We start from the raw sequence: 17,943 nt of genomic DNA, 5'->3' as shown, positions 1-17,943 counted from the left end.
TGCAAGATGATGCCCTAGCTACACATTATGCATAATTTTTGAATATCTCCAATTCACTCTTATAAAAAAACCAAGCAGATTTGCTTGGTTTTTGGATTTTATGATCATTGAATGACATTAAGATGAAGATTAGATCAAGAAATCTTCTAATTTTGCACCTTTTTCAATTTCAGCAACTAACCAACGTGGTTGTTTGCCACGCCCTGTCCACGTTTCTGAAGCATTATTCTTATTGCGATAACGTGGTTCTACTGCTTTACGTGTAGTTTTTTTACGTTTGTGTGAACCATACTCAATAAATTGCTCTAAAGTTAAACCTGCGGATTCAGCAATTTCTAAAATTTTATTATAAGCGTCTTCAATTTTTTGATCTTTTTTTGATTCAATCAATGCCTCTGCTTGTGCTGTTAAACGCTCTAACTCTTCTACTGAAAGATTACTAATATCCGGCATCATATTAACTCCATAGTCAATGTAATAATTATTTGAAATAATTCTTGCTTATAATATTTTTAATCATATTAATTAGCAATACTTAACCTTCTACCCACTCACATAAATAAACAAAAAAATAATATAGCCTGCGGCTTTATAAAACCAAATAAAAACACTTAATATTTTAAAATACCTAGGTTTTATTCATTTTAATTTAAATATTTAAGAGCCAAACATAATATAAACTAAATTAAATTTTACGCATTGACTAAAAAAATATTCTATTTCAAATAATTCCCAACCTGACTTTCTAAAGCCATTATTTTTTGTCTTAAACTTTCAGGAATAGCCATTTTTTTCATATTTATTTTATCCACAAAGACAACTACAGCCTCGCCGTCCGCAACGATTTGCTGTTGTTGTTCACTATATAAAACATAATGCATACGAATCGCACTATTTCGCATTTCATCAGTTCGAGTATATATTTTTAATTGATCTGGATAAAAAACGGGTTTTAAATATTTACATTGACTTGAAGCAACCACTGTTAAAGTTTCTTCCGCAAATACATTTAAGGCATCGAAATATTCAATTCTTGCGCTTTCAATATAACGATAATATTGCACATTATTCACATGACCAAATGCATCCATATCACCCCATGCAACTTTTTGTTCATAAATAACTGGATAATGCGATAGTTCAATCATGAATTGTCCTTAAATTTTAAATTTCACAAAATTTGCATCATTTTCAAAAATTGAGTTTAACTGTAAAATCAGTGTCTCATCACCTTTTAAGGTCGATTTAATCCTTAAATAATTCATTAAAATATCATCTGGATATAAAGACAATAATTGTTCAGCTTGCTCAATTTTCCCTGTTGCAGTATAGATATGCCATTTGGCAAAAGCAAAAACAGGCATACCTAAATATTTCTTCTCTAAAGCGTCAATTTGCTGCTCAATATATTCATAATCTGGATTTTGACGCAATAAATGTTGTTGGAACAACAAATAAAATACATCTTGATCAAATTTTTCATTTAATAAATGCAAAGCTAGATTTTGATGCTGTTGCGCCATTTCAGGATAACGAGTTAATAATTTTAACCAGAGCACTTTTATTGCATAAGGCAACATCTCTAAAGAAGGCATTATATTTAAATAGCGCTGCTGAATAAGCTCGTTTTCCTCTAAGCTTGCATTTTCAATTTGAGATAATAATTCAGTTAACCACTGTTGTTTGGCTTCTAAACTTAATAACTTTCCAAATTGAGTAGAATGTAAATACTGAAATGGATATTGAATAGCAAACTCGCCCCATAATGCTTGTAATTTATGTGCATAGGCATCACTGACTTGGTTTAACCAAGGGGAGAGTTGATGTCCATTTAAAAACTCTAAATGAGTCAGTGCGTGTTGGGCTTGATTTTGTGCCAAATGAATTTCTATGCGTTGGATTTCTGCCAACTCAAAAGCAGCAGTTGAACTTTGCTCAAGTATCTTTAATGCTGCTGCATAATCTTGTTGTCTAAACAAAAGACGAGCCTGAACAATTTGTTTTAATAAAGCAGACTGATTAAATATCGTTTCAATAAAATCTTGTTTATCTCGTTCACCTTCTAATAACCAAACCACACCCAGTTGTTCATAAGGATGCAATCGACTAAAGCTTAAGGCATTTTCAATTTTACGACGCTCTCGATTAACATAACGTTTAATCAAATACCAAGTGGCATGTGCAATAAAGCTTAAAATGAGAAAGAAAAACACCATTATCCAAATATTGGTTTGGATTTGTATCGTGTGCCAATAGATATAAATATAGCCCGCCCCTGCGGAATAACTGAACAGACTCAGCAATGCCAATATAATTAAAGCAATAAATCCATACACTAAAACAATTTGCTTCATCTACTCACCCCAATACCGTGGCTGTATTGAGTTTAGGGGCCGTCAAAATTGGTATTTGCTGTATTTTGATTAACTGTTGTTTGAGCTTTTGACTTTTAGCATCAGGTAACTGGTCTAATTGCTGAATCACCAGTTTTAATATATTTTGGTATTCAACATATTCACCACGCAGCAACGCTTGCTGTGCCAAGATAATTCTCAACTGACTTTCTTTTAAAATCAGTCTGCGATTTACCAGTTCTGGAGTGTGCTGATCTACTCGTTGAACCTGAAACCAACGTTGCCAGAAATGCTCAGCATTAGGTTGAGCAGGACTTAAATTTGGATGTTGAATTTCACTGTGAATATCATGGTCGAATTGGTGTAGCACATTATTTAACTGTTGCTGTTGTTCTTGACGTGCTTGACTAAACTTTTGAATACTTTGTATATCTTGTTGAATCGCTTGATGCAAACTTCCTTTAAGTGCTTCTGCTAAATTGTATTGATCAAGATTTTGATTTAGCGAAACCAATTGTTCTAAAGCAAAAATATACTGCTGTTGCTGCAAGGCAAACTTAACCAATTCTAACTGTTGCTTAATAACAGTTGAAGCTTGAATAGTTTGCGTTTCAGGCTGTTTAGGTACAATAGTATTTTGTGTGTTTTTAGCAGGTGTTGCTCTGTTCGCTGTAGGATCTCGCTGTAGTGCGACCACCTGATCATTCAATGTAGCACTTTTTTGCTCACTTTGATGCAAACTATTTTGAATCTCTGTGAGCTGTTTGGATACATGATAAAAGTCATAACTAAGTTTAATCAGCCATGCCATCGCTATAAAAAATAAGAGATAGATAAACTTTTTCATACATTCCTTTGCAATTGCTGAATTTGCTGCAACACTGTGCTGGCTTTTAAATTATCAAGGATGCTGATATTAAAACACATCCCAGCTTTTCTCTTATGTTCTTGCAAAATTTGATACAAACGTTCACCCAATACCAAATAATGACATTGCGGAATCAAGTTTAAATTAGATACATTTAAATCTAGCCAGTTTAACCAGCTCGCCTCACTACTGATGCAAACTACATAAGGCACAGAGAAATCAGACAATATCAACAACATGGCAGTATATTTTTCTAATGTCGTCGCTGGTAAATGGCGCTCATATAAAACAAAGTTTAACACTTCGATCTGACGACTTTGGCAATGTTGCATCATAAACTGACGTCCACCCTCACCACGCCAAAATGCAATTTTTTTTAGATTTTCTCGATTTTCAAAAATACTCAACCCCAACATTCCTTCGGAGGTTTCTACAGCAGGAACTAAACTTTCAATCTGATATTTTTTTAAGGCTTGCGCTGTCGTTTGCCCCACAGCAATCCACTCAATATGCTCTAATTGTGCTAGGTGCAAGCCACTTTGTTGTAAATATTGCATCCCAATTTCAACAGCAGTTGGGCTGACCACCACAATCACATCAGTATCACACAACCGTTGATACAATGTTTGCAATTCTGGCGAAAAGGGACGAGCAGACAACACCAATAAAGGCAATTCAACAACCGCCACCCCTGCCTGTGTCAGACATTGGGTTAATGTCTGAGCACGGTCAGTCGGTCGCGTATTTATAAATAACATTAATCTTGATGATAGAGTGCTTTAAGTAAATCACCTGCACCCAGTGCAAGTAATGCTTTACCGAGTTGTACACCCAATTGCTCAGCTTGATCGGCATGACCTTGAACTTGTTGTACCAATAATGTTTGACCGTCAGGACTCCCGACACGTCCTTCGAGCTGAATGGTTTGACCATCTAAAGTTGCATAACCTGCAATCGGCACTTGGCAACCACCTTCCAAATATGCATTGAAAGCACGCTCTGCACGTACACAGACATTAGTTTCATGATGCATTAAAGGCAGGATCAAATCTAAAACCTCTTGATCATCACGACGGCACTCTAAGCCTAAAGCACCTTGTCCTACCGCAGGTAAACTTATTTCAGGTGCAAGTGTATGACGAATACGCTCATCTAAACCTAAACGCTTTAAACCTGAACTGGCTAAAATAATGGCATCATATTGCCCCGCATCTAGCTTTGATAAACGTGTACCGACATTGCCACGCAGATCAATCACCTCTAAATCTGGACGCTGTTTTAGAACCTGACATTTACGGCGTAAACTTGAAGTACCGAGCTTTGCACCGTGTGGTAGATCTTCAAATTTTTCATACTGATTTGACACAAAAGCATCAAATGGGTCTTCTCGCTCACAGATCACCGCAAGCTCTAAACCCTCAGGTAATTGCATTGGTACATCTTTCATGGAATGTACAGCCAAGTCAGCACGCCCATCCAACAATGCCGCTTCTAACTCTTTAACAAATAACCCTTTTCCACCTATTTTTGCCAATGGCGTATCCAAAATTTTATCGCCCTGTGTCACAAAGGTCACCAACTCCACAGAAATGTGCGGATGAAGTGCTTCTAATCGGTCACGAATGTGTTCTGCTTGCCACATCGCCAGCGGACTTTGTCTGGTCGCTATTTTCAGGGTTTTCATCATTTCAGCTTTGCCAAAGGTTTAAACACTCTAAACTTAACGTCCTGCTCTAAAAATGCAAGTAAATTATGTGAGAAAGTATAACGCAAGCACATTATAAGTTTTGCATACGCTCTCTTAAACTCGGTAAATGTCGGCGACTCACGGCTAATTTTTCACCTAATTCTCGACAACGAACTTGGTATTGCCCAGATGCCACCATTTCCAAACCATCTAAATAATCTAAAGAAATTAAAGCATTACGATGGATACGAATAAATTTATCAGCAAACTCCTGCTCTAAATCTTTTAAAGTTTCATCGATAAGCACGCTGCCATTTTTATGGCGTACAGTGACATATTTTTGATCCGCTAAAAAATAATAAATATTTTCAATGGGTATCAATTCCAGACCACGATAAGTTTTTGCAGCAATTTGCTGTCTTTGCACTTTTTCTTCCATGAGTTCTTTTTTTTCTAAGTTAGTTATTTGGGCTTGAGTTAACTTGGTTAAACTCTCCAATACCGCATTTAAATCGTCTTTCGCGATTGGTTTTAACAAATATCCTTTTGCTTGAGATTGAATCGCCTGTAATGCATGCTCGTCATAAGCTGTGCAAAAAATAATTGCAGGCATTGGGTCAAGTTGACTTAAATGTTTGGCACACTCCAAACCATCCATTTCAGGCATTTGGATATCCAACAAAACCACATCAGGTGCATATTGTGCTGCGAGTTCTAATGCTTGTTGACCATGTTGCGCAGTGGCAACCACATGATGCCCCAATTGCGATACTAACCGTGACAATCGCTCAACTGCTAGAGGCTCATCATCACAAATTAGGATGTCCATTTTCCCTCCTTTTACATCATCATTATTTTAATGTATTCATCACGAATTGTATTACTTATATTGATATTGCATGACTGTGGTAAAACGTCCATTTCCTGCAAAATTTCGAAATTGAACAGAATCCCCAAAGTGCGCATATAAGCGCTGTTTTACATTTTCCAATGCAATACCATGTCCTTCTCTCAAATTCATTCTATCTTGTATAAATGGGTTAGTAATGACTATAGTGACTTGATTTTGCAATATTTCAACCAGTATCCCAATTTTTGCATTGATATGTTTCTTTTCAACCCCATGAAAAATACTGTTTTCAACCAAAGGTTGTAAGGTTAATAGAGGAATTTTGACTTTATGCAACAGCTCGGGTTGTTGAATATTCCATTCAACATTTAAACGCTCTCCCAGTCGAATTTGTTCAATTCCTATGTATTTTTTAGATAATTCAATTTCTTCTGCCAAAGTCACCAGTTTTAATTCTTGAAAACTGACCCGAAATAATTTCGACAAATCAATGAGCATCTGCTCTGCTTTATCAGGATCAATACTAATCAAACTCACCACACTGTTTAAACTGTTAAATAAAAAATGTGGGTGAATACGTGCTTGCATGGCTTGTACACGCGCATTTAATTCGCTGTTTTGTTGTTTAAACCATTGTCCACGCATATAAATATAACGCAGACAAAACGCCCCCAAGAGTGCGCCATAACTCAAATGTAAAATGACATTTTCAAAAACAATATCGCTGCTTAGTTGGCTTAATGAAAAATGCCCCCCCCAGTGTAAGACAATATTTAAAACAACTGTAGTCACCCAAACAATCAACTCAAGCAAAACAAATCCAAAAATTGCAGCTTGGACATCACTCATTTTTTTTAGTATATGTTGAAAAAAATCAATCCATGCCGTAAATGCCAGTAGCACCCAATTAATATATAAAATATATTGCAGCACATGATTCAATTGTAAGTTTGACCATGCCTGTGCCTCAGCCAATGCCAACAGCAAAGCCAAGACATTACTGCCAATAAAAAGCTCAATAAAATATTGCCATTGGCTGATTTTGCTAAAAAAATGTGAGCGATTTTGAGCATTTTGCATATTTAAACCAGTTTCATGTTACTGCATTACGGAAAGTAAGCTTGAATTTGCTATACTCTTTTCCAGTTCTACTGCTTTTTAAATGAGCCGACATGACCACATCTTCTAATTCCTCAAATCCGTCACAAACCCAAACTTCGGGTATGTGGGGCGGTCGTTTTTCTGAAGCAACTGATGCTTTTGTTGCTGAATTTACAGCATCTGTGCAATTTGACCAACGCTTTTATAAACAAGATATTGCAGGTTCAATTGCGCATGCCACCATGCTTGCGAAAGTTGGCGTTTTAACAGAGCAAGAGCGTGATGACATTATCAATGGTCTGAACACAATTAAAGCTGAGATTGAAGCAGGTCAGTTTGAATGGCGCATCGACCTTGAAGATGTGCATATGAATATCGAATCACGCTTGACGCAGCGCATTGGTATTACAGGTAAAAAACTCCATACAGGACGTAGCCGTAATGACCAAGTTGCAACCGACATTCGTCTTTATGTGCGTGATGAAATTGATGAAATCTTAAAATTATTAGAAAAATTACAAAAAGGTATTTTGGCTTTAGCTGCAAAAAATACTGACACCATTATGCCTGGTTTCACCCATTTACAGACGGCTCAGCCTGTGACCTTTGGTCATCATTTGATGGCATGGTTTGAAATGTTGGTGCGTGATTCTGAACGTTTAATCGATTGCCGTAAACGTACCAACCGCATGCCGTTAGGCTCTGCTGCACTTGCTGGCACTACCTACCCGATTGACCGTGCTTATACAGCAGAACTATTAGGCTTTGAAGCAGTTACAGAAAACTCACTTGATGCCGTTTCTGATCGTGACTTTGGTATCGAATTTAATGCTGCTGCATCTCTCATCATGATGCATTTATCACGCATGTCAGAAGAAATGATTTTATGGACATCAGCACAGTTTAAATTTGTGAATATCCCTGATCGTTTCTGTACGGGTTCTTCAATCATGCCACAAAAGAAAAACCCAGATGTACCTGAGTTAATCCGTGGTAAAACGGGTCGCGTATACGGTGACTTAATGAGTCTATTAACACTCATGAAAGGTCAACCACTCGCTTATAATAAAGACAACCAAGAAGACAAAGAACCTTTGTTTGATGCAATTGATACAGTTCGTGGCTCACTCATGGCATTTGCGGACATGATCCCAGCCTTAGTTCCAAATATTGAAATCATGCGTGAAGCAGCACTGCGTGGCTTCTCAACGGCAACAGATTTAGCTGACTACTTGGTTAAAAATGGCGTTGCCTTCCGTGATGCACATGAAATTGTCGGTAAAGCAGTTGCTTTGGGCGTTCAAGAATCTAAAGATTTATCTGAGCTCACCTTAGAACAACTGCAACAATTCTCTGACTTGATCCAAGCGGATGTCTTTGAAAAAGCATTAACTTTAGAAGCCTCAGTAAATGCACGTAACCACATTGGTGGAACTGCGCCTGCACAAGTTGCAGCGGCAATTGAACGTGCCTATACACGTTTAGAAAAACTTTACGCTTAATTTTCTTAATTCAATTTGGAGTATTGATATGTCTCGACAAGTATTTTGCCGTAAATATCAAAAAGAAATGGAAGCTTTAGATTTTGCTCCATTTCCGGGTGCAAAGGGTCAAGAGTTATTTGACACGGTGTCTAAACAAGCTTGGCAAGAATGGCTCAAACATCAAACCACTTTAATTAATGAAAAACGCTTAAATGTGTTTGAAGCAGATGCGAAAAAGTTTCTTGAAGAACAGCGTGAGAAATTCTTCAACAATGATGAATCATTGGAAAAAGCGGAAGGTCTAAAGCCTGAGTAATTTTTAGAGTGCTACGCTAAAAATTACGCAAAACAAGGACAAAGTTCGCGTAGTTTCCAAGATCAAGAAGGAGTCTAAGCAGGCTCCTTTTTAATGCCATAAGAGCACTGCTCCGCTATATTGCAAGACGAGAAGCTCTACCATTTTAAAAAACACATTATGCAATATAACTACACAATGACTTTAATTGAGCTAATTACATGCTGAAATGCAATTTTACATTCAACACACACGAGTCATCATGATTGTTGCATAGTTTTTTCGTATGATAACTACATCAGCTAATGAAACTATTGTTTCCCCAAGGCAATAAACATTAGGTAAATATTCTCCAGAATATTTCTGTTTTCTTTCCTAGATTTTCCCCCAAAAATCTAGGAATTTTTTTGTCTAAAATTTTTATATTGCAGATCTCTGTTTCTATTTAACTAAAATAAAAAAAGCCCTAGTTTTTCACTAAGGCTCTTGTACACAAGTACAAAACTGAAACTTTATTTTCCTTGTACTTTTTCTTCAATTTCTTCAATGTTAGTATGGCGCACATCATATCCTTTTGCCATATAAATCACTTGTTCTGAAATATTTCGCGCATGATCACCAATACGTTCTAAAGAACGCAATACCCACATTACATTGATCACACGACTAATATGACGAGGATCTTCGATCATATAAGTCATCAAGGTACGTGTTGCAGACTGATATTCGCGATCAATATCCGCATCTGCCAATAAAACTTTTAAAGCTTGTTCGGCATCAATTCGTGCAAAGGCATCTAGAGCATCATGAATCATGACACGTACTTGGTTTCCAATATGACGTGTTTCCATATAACCGCGTGGCGACTCCCCTTCTTCACATAGGGTTTGCGCAATACGTGCAATTTTTGCTGCCTCATCCCCAATACGCTCTAAATCAGTATTGGCTTTACTCATCGCAATCACCATGCGTAAATCAATTGCCGCTGGATGGCGACGTGCCAAAATCAAAGTTAAAGCTTCATCAATTTCGCGTTCAAACTGATTTACTGCATTGTCTTGAAACTGCACATCAATGGCAAGGTTCGCATTGGTATCCAATAAGGCATGAATTGCGTTTGCAACTTGTTGTTCAACCAATCCACCCATTGTCATAAATTTTGTATTTACAGCCTGTAAATCTTCATTAAATTGTGAAGAAATATGGTGTCCTAATGCAGGATTATTTGGGCTCAAAGTGTTTACTCCACAACAAGTGAAATGGCATGATAAAGAAGTTGCCATATTTAAGCATACTTATTATGAAGTTTTGATGACAGATTTTAATTGTCGATATAAATGCTTTTATTAGGATACATTTTTGACTAATTTTATCTTGAAAACTTGATACGATGTAACGCATTTAAGCCATAAAGCTACAAAATATTGCATACCTTGATGCAGTTTTAAGTAACAATATGCTTAGTAAAAATCTCTCCCCCCCGTTTATCTCAAATGATCGCATGAATTTAAATTTATTTAATAATCTAAAGTCACTGAGTATCATTGTCAGCGTTTGTGCTGTGCTTTTGGCATGTCAAAAACCTGAACCTGAGATCGTCGTAGAAACCCAAACAACCCCTAAACCTGAAAATGTTCAACCTGATCTCACCTTAATTTGTGAAAATTTAAAACAAGAAATGTTGGCAATGACGCCACAACGCACAACTTTAGCCATTGAACAGGTGAACCAAGACATTCGTTTATGTTTACCTTTAATGGAATGGGCTGAGCAAAAGCAGCTTATAGATCTATCCAATCAGATGTATAAACAATTTTTAACGATTGAGCGCACTCCCTTAGAACAACTTGCCTTTGAAAATTATGCCCTCGACAAATCTGAATATCCTACGATTCAACAGAGCCATTTTGAACAACTAAATATTCGTGATCAATATCTGATTCGTCATCAAGGTCAGGCATATATTGAATTGGTAGATCAAGGACCACAAAATATATATTACCGCCGTCATCCACAATATTTAGCCAAGGTTTTTGCACCTTATTTACCTGAAGCGGAAAAAGTTTTTATTGAACACTTGGCATTACAGAACAGTCATCCATTATTGCAAAATCAAAAACTGAACATTAGCCCCAATGAAATTGTACAGCGGGCAATTTTCTGGGAAAGCTATATCAAAAACTATCCTAAGAGTAGTTATCTTAAAGATGCGCAATATCTAGAACAAAGCTATCGTGCTTTATTATTTAAAGGCACAGAGAACTCCCCTACCTCTGTTCAGTATATTGATCAAAATGACATTTCAACTTCAGTCTGGCTAGAAATTGAAGCATTGGCTCAGCAACAAAATAGCATCTTAGCAAAACAAGCCAATCAGTTTATTCAATATGTCAATATGACACCTGAACAGCGCCTTGAGAAAATAAAGCTACCTGCTGCACAATTGCAGAAAGTTAAAAATGATCCACACCAATTGGCTGTTGCACAGTTAAATCAATTGTTAAATTTAAAAAACATTCACTTGACTGCAAAAAATCGAGATTGCTTTAGCGATTCTATTTGTATTTCGCCTCAAAGCTAAACTAAAAACCCTCATAATTATGAAAGATGAGCTTATCTGGAAGTCAAAAATAAGATATGCTGCTTCTCATATTTAAATAATACATTTTAAAATCAAAGCTTTTATGATGAAAAAAATAGTCTACTGCACGCTCAGTTTTATTGTTTTAGCTGCCTGCCACCAAAAGCCAACTTCAACCGCACAACACCACGAAACCCAACAAAAAGCTAAAGCGGAGCTGATCACTCAAGTAGATTGTTTTGCTGATACCCATGAAATTTTATCTCGAATTAGCCAAGAAAGCTCTATTCAACAGCTTAGCGCTGCCAATACAGCAGTCAAAAAATGCACACCAAAACTGAACAATACACAAATTTATCAACTACTTGAAAGCACAGATCTAATGTATCAACGGTTTTTGACCACAGCTTCAGGCGATGAGTCGATGGAAGGTCTAAATGCCTATGGTTACGCCAAAGCTTATCCTGAAAATGCAAAAGATTTGGGTTATGAAAATGCAGCAATTATCAAGAAAACTTTACCACAACGTGATCAATATTTAATTGATCACATCGGTAAACAATACATTCAATTTTTAGATATTGGTGAAGGTTATTTTGAGCTTAAACAAAATCCCCAATACGCAGTAGATATGTTTGTTCCCTATTTACCCAAAGCCGAAGCGCTGTTCATTCAACGCATGGCAAAGGACAATTCTGATATTTTATATTCTGATGCAGCGATTGCGATTCCTTGGCAAGAACTCGTTGAACGTGCCCTGTTTTGGGAAAAATATATTCAACAATATCCCAAGAGTTATTTTATTCAAGATGCACAATTGTTGTTTAAAGAATACGAATATTTGAGTTTTATGGGTTCAGACAACTCCGATACTTTTGGTTTTGCAAATGGACACTATTTTGTTGAAACTAAAGAGGTCAAACCCGCATTGCTGTGGCTTGCCCAACAACCCCATTCAAAACTCTCTGAAAAAGCAAAGCTTTTTTTAAAGCATACGTCGAACTACTACCCTGATTGGAAACAAGATGAGTATGACAAGCAACGTGATTCGCTGATAACGCTCTTACAATTAACACCCTCTGATTTTCATCGAGATTGTCATCGTGCTGCGTTATGCAAAAATTCTCCTTAAAGCGATTTCGATCAATTTTTTTGAAAATAGCATAAGGTTTAAGCGCAATGGGAAAAATGAAGATGAGCAATAAAATGCGTTTAGTCTATTTATTAGCAATGACTTGTGTAATCACTGCTTGTCAAAAAACAGAAAAACATACTGAGCAAACAGAAGATGCACAAAAAACGACAGCAACTGTTTCTACAAAACAGAATGCCGAACAGCAACTCACAGCCAAATGTCAAAGCCTTAATTTAAAAATCAAGGCATTAACAAACAAATTTGCGCCAAAAAAACTGAATGAATTAAACCAATCCTTAAAAACATGCATTCCCCATGTTGCTTTAGAAAAACGCTATCAATGGATTCAAGACAGTGAACAAATCTATGCCAATTTATTGGCAAAATCTTCTACTGAAGTCTATCAATATATGACCGATACGATTGGCGATCGTGAAGAAATGACTACAGCGTCTAAAAAAGCGTTATATGCCCAACTTAAGCCTGAAGAGCAATATCTTGTGGACCATGCCAAAGCATTATATTTAGAAAAATATTATGTGGGTGAGGGTGAATATACATTTGTACAACATCCGCAATATTATATTGATCTTTTTGTCCCTGATCTTGAAAAAGCTGATCAAATTTATTTCAAACAACTTCGCAAAGAATATACAGGTTCCAATTATATTTTAGATGCAGGACTTGCAATTAGCTTTGATGAGGTCGCACAGCGTTTAATGTTTTGGGAAAATTATCTACAGCATTATCCCAAAGCGCACTATAGTCCCCAAGTAAAAGCACTGATTTCGAGCTATCGTGATGATCTATTTCATGGACATGAAAATACCCGTACACTTTGGTTTGACCAGGACAAAATTGCAGATCATGATGCCTTAAAAGCCATTGAAAAACTTGCTGCCAGCCACTCTTCTAGCAATCAAACGGCACAAAAGTTTTTAAAATTGATTCAAGCAAGTGAAGCACAATGGCAGCAACTGCCGAAACCTTCTCAACCAAATGATGATTATGATACTCCCGAGCAACAGCAGATTCGGGCACAAAGAGCACAGTTACAAGAAAAGATTCAAAATGCGGTTGATCAACTATTAAAAACAAAAGCTTAAAACAAAATACCCTAAAGAATTTTGGCTTAACGTAATTTGATACAACATTCAGCACTATTTCAATCTGATCATGTTAGTATCTGCGTATCGCTTGACGGAGCGCGAGTAATTTCTCGCTGAGATTAGATCAATTTTGCATCTCCTTGCCAAAGTTTAAATCTAAGTACCGTTGAACCTGATCAGGTTAACACCTGCGTAGGAATCAAGCCTCTAAAAACCTTAGCCTTCGTTTATCTATTTATTTGGATTATTTTATTTCAAATCCGTATAGATCAACTGCCACGTTTTTGGTCGTGCTTGATTCGTTGATGTCATTCATAAGGATCATTGCAATGAACCAATTAACGAATCTTTCTTCCCAAGAAATTTCAGCTCAACATGAGCAAGATGCTAAAGATCTCACTCGAATTTTACCTGCATCCCAAAAAATATATATCCAAGGTTCTCGCCCTGATATTCAAGTCCCAATGCGTGAAATTGAACTAACAGATACTCCAACAGGTTTAGGTGGTGAAAAAAATCCACCACTTTGGGTATATGACACATCAGGCGTTTATACCGATCCCAATGTACAGATTGATTTAAATCAAGGCTTACCCAACATCCGAGAAACTTGGATTGCTGAGCGTGCAGACACTGAACGCTTAGACACGCTAACCTCTGCTTTTGGTCAAGAGCGTCTGAAAGACATTCGTACTGCTGAAATCCGTTTTGCACACATCCAAAAGCCTCGTCGTGCCAAAGTGGGCAAAAATGTTACCCAAATGCATTATGCCAAACAAGGGATTATCACCCCTGAAATGGAATACATTGCGATTCGTGAAAACCAACGTCAACGTGAAGGCGTAGATATGCGTCAGCATGCAGGTCAGAACTTTGGCGCACGCAACTTGATGGAAATCACGCCTGAGTTTGTGCGTAAAGAAGTGGCTGAAGGTCGTGCGATTATTCCTGCCAACATTAACCATCCTGAATGTGAGCCGATGATCATTGGACGTAATTTTTTGGTCAAGATTAATGCCAATATTGGTAACTCGGCACTCGGCTCATCTATTGATGAAGAAGTGGCAAAAATGACATGGGCGACCCGTTGGGGCGCAGATACCATCATGGATTTGTCGACTGGTAAAAATATCCATGAAACCCGTGAATGGATTATCCGTAATTCTCCTGTACCCATCGGAACTGTGCCTATTTATCAAGCCTTAGAAAAAGTCGATGGTGTGGCAGAAGATTTAACTTGGGAAATATTCAAAGACACGTTGATCGAGCAAGCCGAACAAGGTGTGGACTATTTTACCATCCATGCAGGCGTGTTACTGCGTTATGTGCCTTTAACTGCGAATCGTTTAACGGGCATTGTCTCTCGGGGTGGTTCAATCATGGCGCAGTGGTGTTTGGCGCATCATGAAGAAAACTTCTTATATACGCATTTTGATGAAATCTGCGAAATCATGAAAGCCTATGACGTTTCATTCAGCTTAGGGGATGGTTTACGTCCAGGGTGTATCCAAGATGCCAATGATGAAGCGCAATTCTCTGAGTTACGCACTTTGGGCGAGTTAACCCATCGTGCTTGGGAACATGATGTACAAGTCATGATCGAAGGACCTGGACATGTGCCTATGCATATGATTAAGGAAAATATGGACTTGCAACTTGAAGTCTGCAAAGAAGCACCTTTCTATACCCTTGGACCTCTCACTACGGATATTGCACCTGGTTATGACCATATTACTTCGGCAATTGGTGCAGCCATGATTGGTTGGTACGGCACAGCAATGCTGTGCTATGTAACCCCGAAAGAGCATTTAGGTTTACCAAACAAGAAAGATGTTAAAGACGGTATTATTACCTATAAAATCGCAGCACATGCCGCAGATCTTGCCAAAGGTCATCCAGGTGCACAAGCTCGCGATAATGCACTTTCCAAAGCTCGCTTCGAGTTCCGTTGGGAAGATCAATTTAACTTAAGCCTTGATCCAGATACAGCTCGCAGCATGCACGATGAAACCATGCCCAAAGAAGCCCATAAATCAGCACATTTTTGTTCCATGTGTGGACCTAAGTTTTGCTCAATGAAGATTACACAAAATGTGCGTGATTATGCACAAAATCAAAATAAAGTTGAGCAAAATACTCAAGTTAATCCTGAGATTGAAGCAGGTCTCGCTGCTATGAAAACGGCGTATCAAGAACATGGGCAAAAGTTGTACCATAAAGTCTAAATTCTGTGAAAAAATGATTTGTCTTTAATCAATTCTCCGTTAGGATGGAACGACTATGTTTCATCCTAACCCTGATTCATGAATATTATCCAACACGCAACTTATTCACACCAAGATGTTGAAGTTCAGTCACGCAAAATCCTTTATTCTGGCTTTATTCAGGTCGAAAAAGTCAGCTTAAGACATCGTTTATTTAATCAAACTGAATATACCTCAGTCATTCAGCGGGAACTCATCCAGCGTAAACAAGCGGCAGGTGTATTGATTTATAGTGATTTACAACAAAAATTTGCTTTAATCGAACAGTTTCGTATAGGTGCTGTAGATGATGAGATCTCACCTTGGCAACTTGAGGTTATTGCGGGGGTATTGGATGGGGATGAGTCACCTGAAAGCTGTGTTCGTAGAGAGAGTTTAGAAGAATCTGGTTGTGAGGTTAAGCAATTACAGCATATTTTCAGTTTTTATCCCTCCGCTGGTGCATGTGATGAGATTTTTCATTTATATACCGCACAAGCGAATTTACCTGAAACTGGGGGAATATTTGGCGTTGCTGATGAAGGTGAAAATATCCAATTACACATTTTAGAGTATGCAGTTTTGGATGAGTTACTTGCAGGTTCACGTTTACGCAATGCCCCCATTATTATTGCATTGCAGTGGCTAAAACAACATATTGCATCGCTGAATATAAGTTAGGAGATCACCATGTCAGCCCATCAGGTAATCTCAAATCCTCACAATCCCATTATTATTCAGATTTCAGACACCCATCTGATGACTGATCCGAATGACAGTTTTATTGGCATCAATCCTGAACAAAATTTTCATGCCGTTATCACGCAAATCTTACAAGAACATTCACATATTGATGCGATTTTGCATACAGGTGATGTTGCACAGCAAGCGACTGTTGAAACCTATCAACGTTACCAAACTTATATGCAAAGCTTAGGGATTCCTTTTTTTCAAATCCCAGGCAATCATGATGATTTGGCAGTGTTTCCGTTCTTAAATTCTCATCCAGAGCCAACTGTGGTGGATTTAGGTGACTGGTGTCTGATTTTGCTAAATAGTGCAGTAAAACATCAAGTCGATGGGTGGATTCAGTCTGAACAATTAGTCCATTTAGAAAAAATCCTCAATACGATCCAAGATAAGTTTGTGATTTTGGCATGTCATCATCATCCATTTGAAATGAAGTCACAGTGGATTGATCAACATAAACTTAAAAATACCGAACAACTCACCCTACTGTTGTCACAATTTACAAATATTAAAGCCGTATTGTTTGGGCATGTACATCAAGAATCAAAAGTACTTTGGGAAAATATTGCATTTTTATCGGTGCCTGCGACATGCGCACAATTTAAACCACGCAGTAATGAGTTTGCATTAGATGATCTGGCACCTGGTTACCGTTATTTACATTTAAAATCCGATGGGCAAATTGAGACAACAATTTATCGCCTCAAAGACTATAATCAAAGTATAAATAGCGAAATTTCAGGTTATTAGCTTTTCATTTTAGTTGTTTTGCTTTAAGTTATTCCTCCTCTAAGGAAGTTTGAGCACAAAATTGAAAACTTCACTGCTTTCATCTTTGTGAAAAAGTCTATATGATGACGACCCCCGATAGCAGCATTCTATCGGTAGCGATAAAAATACTTGCATATCACCATATTTTTTACGTATAAACATACGTATATGATGAGGAATGCCCTTTATGGCGAATGACAACCAAAATCCAGTCTTGGACGAACAAACTGATGTTTTAGACGAAAAGTCTGTAAAACGTGTACGTAAAACCAAGCCAAAAGCAACTGAAGGCGGTAGCACTGCAAGCCTTTTTGGTATTGAGCCTTATCAGCCTAAGAAAAATGAAGAATACATGTCTGAGGGACAACTTGAGCATTTCCGTAGCATTCTACAAGCGTGGAAAGCGGAACTCATGTCGGAAGTGGATCGTACTTTAAACACCATGCAAGATGAGTCTTCTTCTCTGCCTGATGTAAATGACCGTGCAACCCAAGAAGAAGAGTTTGCAATTGAATTACGCACACGTGACCGTGAACGTAAATTGATTCGTAAAATCGAGCAGTCAATCGAAGCCATCAAGAATGATGACTATGGTTTCTGTGAAACCTGTGGTATCGAGATTGGTTTACGTCGTTTAGAAGCACGTCCAACTGCGACTTTATGTATCGACTGCAAAACGCTTGCTGAGATCAAAGAGAAGCAAAATAACGGTTAA

18 protein-coding genes and 1 riboswitch are annotated in these 17,943 nt (G+C 37.6%); of the genes, 9 read left to right on the top strand and 9 right to left on the bottom strand.

Annotated features, from left to right (window positions below; genetic code table 11):
• Positions 1-129: 129 nt before the first annotated feature.
• From DJ533_RS04320 to DJ533_RS04285, 8 genes are all read right to left on the bottom strand, one after another.
• Positions 130-456: an H-NS histone family protein gene (locus tag DJ533_RS04320; RefSeq protein ID WP_065995165.1), complete on the bottom strand. Its 327-nt coding sequence runs from the start codon at positions 454-456 to the stop codon at positions 130-132.
• A gap of 260 nt (positions 457-716) precedes the next feature.
• Positions 717-1,148, bottom strand: coding sequence for an acyl-CoA thioesterase (locus DJ533_RS04315; RefSeq protein WP_065995164.1), 432 nt, complete (start codon positions 1,146-1,148; stop codon positions 717-719).
• Between the two features lie 9 nt (positions 1,149-1,157).
• On the bottom strand, positions 1,158-2,354 hold the full coding sequence (locus DJ533_RS04310) for a hypothetical protein (protein WP_065995163.1): 1,197 nt from the start codon (positions 2,352-2,354) through the stop codon (positions 1,158-1,160).
• 4 nt (positions 2,355-2,358) lie between these two features.
• Positions 2,359-3,201 (bottom strand): hypothetical protein, encoded by an 843-nt coding sequence (locus DJ533_RS04305; RefSeq protein WP_065995162.1) that lies wholly within the window; start codon positions 3,199-3,201, stop codon positions 2,359-2,361.
• Positions 3,198-3,980 (bottom strand): uroporphyrinogen-III synthase, encoded by a 783-nt coding sequence (locus DJ533_RS04300; RefSeq protein WP_065995161.1) that lies wholly within the window; start codon positions 3,978-3,980, stop codon positions 3,198-3,200. Before DJ533_RS04300 ends, DJ533_RS04305 begins: the two co-directional genes overlap by 4 nt.
• Positions 3,980-4,906 (bottom strand): hydroxymethylbilane synthase, encoded by a 927-nt coding sequence (gene hemC / locus DJ533_RS04295; RefSeq protein WP_065995174.1) that lies wholly within the window; start codon positions 4,904-4,906, stop codon positions 3,980-3,982. Before hemC ends, DJ533_RS04300 begins: the two co-directional genes overlap by 1 nt.
• A 94-nt stretch (positions 4,907-5,000) precedes the next feature.
• Positions 5,001-5,738 carry a LytR/AlgR family response regulator transcription factor gene (locus DJ533_RS04290; RefSeq protein ID WP_065995160.1) on the bottom strand — a complete coding sequence of 246 codons (738 nt, stop codon included), beginning with the start codon at positions 5,736-5,738 and terminating at the stop codon, positions 5,001-5,003.
• A 51-nt stretch (positions 5,739-5,789) separates the two neighbouring features.
• The gene (locus tag DJ533_RS04285; RefSeq protein WP_065995159.1) at positions 5,790-6,839 is read right to left on the bottom strand and encodes a sensor histidine kinase; all 1,050 of its coding nucleotides are present in this window, start codon (positions 6,837-6,839) and stop codon (positions 5,790-5,792) included.
• 92 nt (positions 6,840-6,931) lie between these two features.
• Between DJ533_RS04285 and argH the strand changes: the two genes are divergently transcribed.
• Positions 6,932-8,362: an argininosuccinate lyase gene (gene argH / locus DJ533_RS04280; protein ID WP_065995158.1), complete on the top strand. Its 1,431-nt coding sequence runs from the start codon at positions 6,932-6,934 to the stop codon at positions 8,360-8,362.
• 28 nt (positions 8,363-8,390) lie between these two features.
• Positions 8,391-8,660 (top strand): oxidative damage protection protein, encoded by a 270-nt coding sequence (locus DJ533_RS04275; RefSeq protein ID WP_065995157.1) that lies wholly within the window; start codon positions 8,391-8,393, stop codon positions 8,658-8,660.
• A gap of 491 nt (positions 8,661-9,151) precedes the next feature.
• Here DJ533_RS04275 and phoU read toward each other — a convergent pair whose 3' ends face one another.
• Positions 9,152-9,874: a phosphate signaling complex protein PhoU gene (gene phoU, locus DJ533_RS04270; RefSeq protein WP_065995156.1), complete on the bottom strand. Its 723-nt coding sequence runs from the start codon at positions 9,872-9,874 to the stop codon at positions 9,152-9,154.
• A gap of 266 nt (positions 9,875-10,140) precedes the next feature.
• Between phoU and DJ533_RS04265 the strand changes: the two genes are divergently transcribed.
• The 7 genes from DJ533_RS04265 to dksA all read left to right on the top strand — a co-directional run bounded on the left by DJ533_RS04265 (position 10,141) and on the right by dksA (position 17,943).
• The gene (locus DJ533_RS04265; RefSeq protein WP_065995155.1) at positions 10,141-11,220 is read left to right on the top strand and encodes a hypothetical protein; all 1,080 of its coding nucleotides are present in this window, start codon (positions 10,141-10,143) and stop codon (positions 11,218-11,220) included.
• Between the two features lie 103 nt (positions 11,221-11,323).
• Positions 11,324-12,352 (top strand): hypothetical protein, encoded by a 1,029-nt coding sequence (locus DJ533_RS04260; protein ID WP_148245825.1) that lies wholly within the window; start codon positions 11,324-11,326, stop codon positions 12,350-12,352.
• Positions 12,353-12,414: 62 nt separating this feature from the next.
• Positions 12,415-13,461 carry a sigma-S stabilization anti-adapter protein IraP gene (locus DJ533_RS04255; RefSeq protein WP_228716511.1) on the top strand — a complete coding sequence of 349 codons (1,047 nt, stop codon included), beginning with the start codon at positions 12,415-12,417 and terminating at the stop codon, positions 13,459-13,461.
• Positions 13,462-13,546: 85 nt separating this feature from the next.
• Positions 13,547-13,680, top strand: a riboswitch (TPP riboswitch).
• Between the two features lie 113 nt (positions 13,681-13,793).
• Entirely contained in the window at positions 13,794-15,689 is a 1,896-nt protein-coding gene (gene thiC / locus DJ533_RS04250; protein ID WP_065995152.1) for a phosphomethylpyrimidine synthase ThiC, read from the top strand.
• Positions 15,690-15,767: 78 nt separating this feature from the next.
• On the top strand, positions 15,768-16,388 hold the full coding sequence (locus DJ533_RS04245) for an NUDIX domain-containing protein (protein ID WP_065995151.1): 621 nt from the start codon (positions 15,768-15,770) through the stop codon (positions 16,386-16,388).
• Between the two features lie 9 nt (positions 16,389-16,397).
• Positions 16,398-17,207: a 3',5'-cyclic-AMP phosphodiesterase gene (gene cpdA / locus DJ533_RS04240; RefSeq protein ID WP_065995150.1), complete on the top strand. Its 810-nt coding sequence runs from the start codon at positions 16,398-16,400 to the stop codon at positions 17,205-17,207.
• 208 nt (positions 17,208-17,415) lie between these two features.
• Complete coding sequence (dksA, locus tag DJ533_RS04235) at positions 17,416-17,943, top strand: RNA polymerase-binding protein DksA (protein ID WP_065995149.1); 528 nt, start codon at positions 17,416-17,418, stop codon at positions 17,941-17,943.

Origin of the sequence: Acinetobacter defluvii, assembly GCF_001704615.3 — a bacterium.
GTDB classification, from domain to species: Bacteria; Pseudomonadota; Gammaproteobacteria; order Pseudomonadales; family Moraxellaceae; genus Acinetobacter; species Acinetobacter defluvii.
The sequence above is the reverse complement of the archived record's forward strand: the minus strand, read 5'-3'. Positions and strand labels throughout refer to the sequence as shown.

Bases quoted from the DNA above. Each gene is read 5' to 3' on its own strand.
- DJ533_RS04320 (WP_065995165.1), bottom strand. From the start codon at position 456: ATGATGCCGGATATTAGTAATCTTTCAGTAGAAGAGTTAGAGCGTTTA.
- DJ533_RS04315 (WP_065995164.1), bottom strand. From the start codon at position 1,148: ATGATTGAACTATCGCATTATCCAGTTATTTATGAACAAAAAGTTGCA.
- DJ533_RS04310 (WP_065995163.1), bottom strand. From the start codon at position 2,354: ATGAAGCAAATTGTTTTAGTGTATGGATTTATTGCTTTAATTATATTG.
- DJ533_RS04305 (WP_065995162.1), bottom strand. From the start codon at position 3,201: ATGAAAAAGTTTATCTATCTCTTATTTTTTATAGCGATGGCATGGCTG.
- DJ533_RS04300 (WP_065995161.1), bottom strand. From the start codon at position 3,980: ATGTTATTTATAAATACGCGACCGACTGACCGTGCTCAGACATTAACC.
- hemC (WP_065995174.1), bottom strand. From the start codon at position 4,906: ATGAAAACCCTGAAAATAGCGACCAGACAAAGTCCGCTGGCGATGTGG.
- DJ533_RS04290 (WP_065995160.1), bottom strand. From the start codon at position 5,738: ATGGACATCCTAATTTGTGATGATGAGCCTCTAGCAGTTGAGCGATTG.
- DJ533_RS04285 (WP_065995159.1), bottom strand. From the start codon at position 6,839: ATGCAAAATGCTCAAAATCGCTCACATTTTTTTAGCAAAATCAGCCAA.
- argH (WP_065995158.1), top strand. From the start codon at position 6,932: ATGACCACATCTTCTAATTCCTCAAATCCGTCACAAACCCAAACTTCG.
- DJ533_RS04275 (WP_065995157.1), top strand. From the start codon at position 8,391: ATGTCTCGACAAGTATTTTGCCGTAAATATCAAAAAGAAATGGAAGCT.
- DJ533_RS04265 (WP_065995155.1), top strand. From the start codon at position 10,141: ATGAATTTAAATTTATTTAATAATCTAAAGTCACTGAGTATCATTGTC.
- DJ533_RS04260 (WP_148245825.1), top strand. From the start codon at position 11,324: ATGATGAAAAAAATAGTCTACTGCACGCTCAGTTTTATTGTTTTAGCT.
- DJ533_RS04255 (WP_228716511.1), top strand. From the start codon at position 12,415: ATGAGCAATAAAATGCGTTTAGTCTATTTATTAGCAATGACTTGTGTA.
- thiC (WP_065995152.1), top strand. From the start codon at position 13,794: ATGAACCAATTAACGAATCTTTCTTCCCAAGAAATTTCAGCTCAACAT.
- DJ533_RS04245 (WP_065995151.1), top strand. From the start codon at position 15,768: ATGAATATTATCCAACACGCAACTTATTCACACCAAGATGTTGAAGTT.
- cpdA (WP_065995150.1), top strand. From the start codon at position 16,398: ATGTCAGCCCATCAGGTAATCTCAAATCCTCACAATCCCATTATTATT.
- dksA (WP_065995149.1), top strand. From the start codon at position 17,416: ATGGCGAATGACAACCAAAATCCAGTCTTGGACGAACAAACTGATGTT.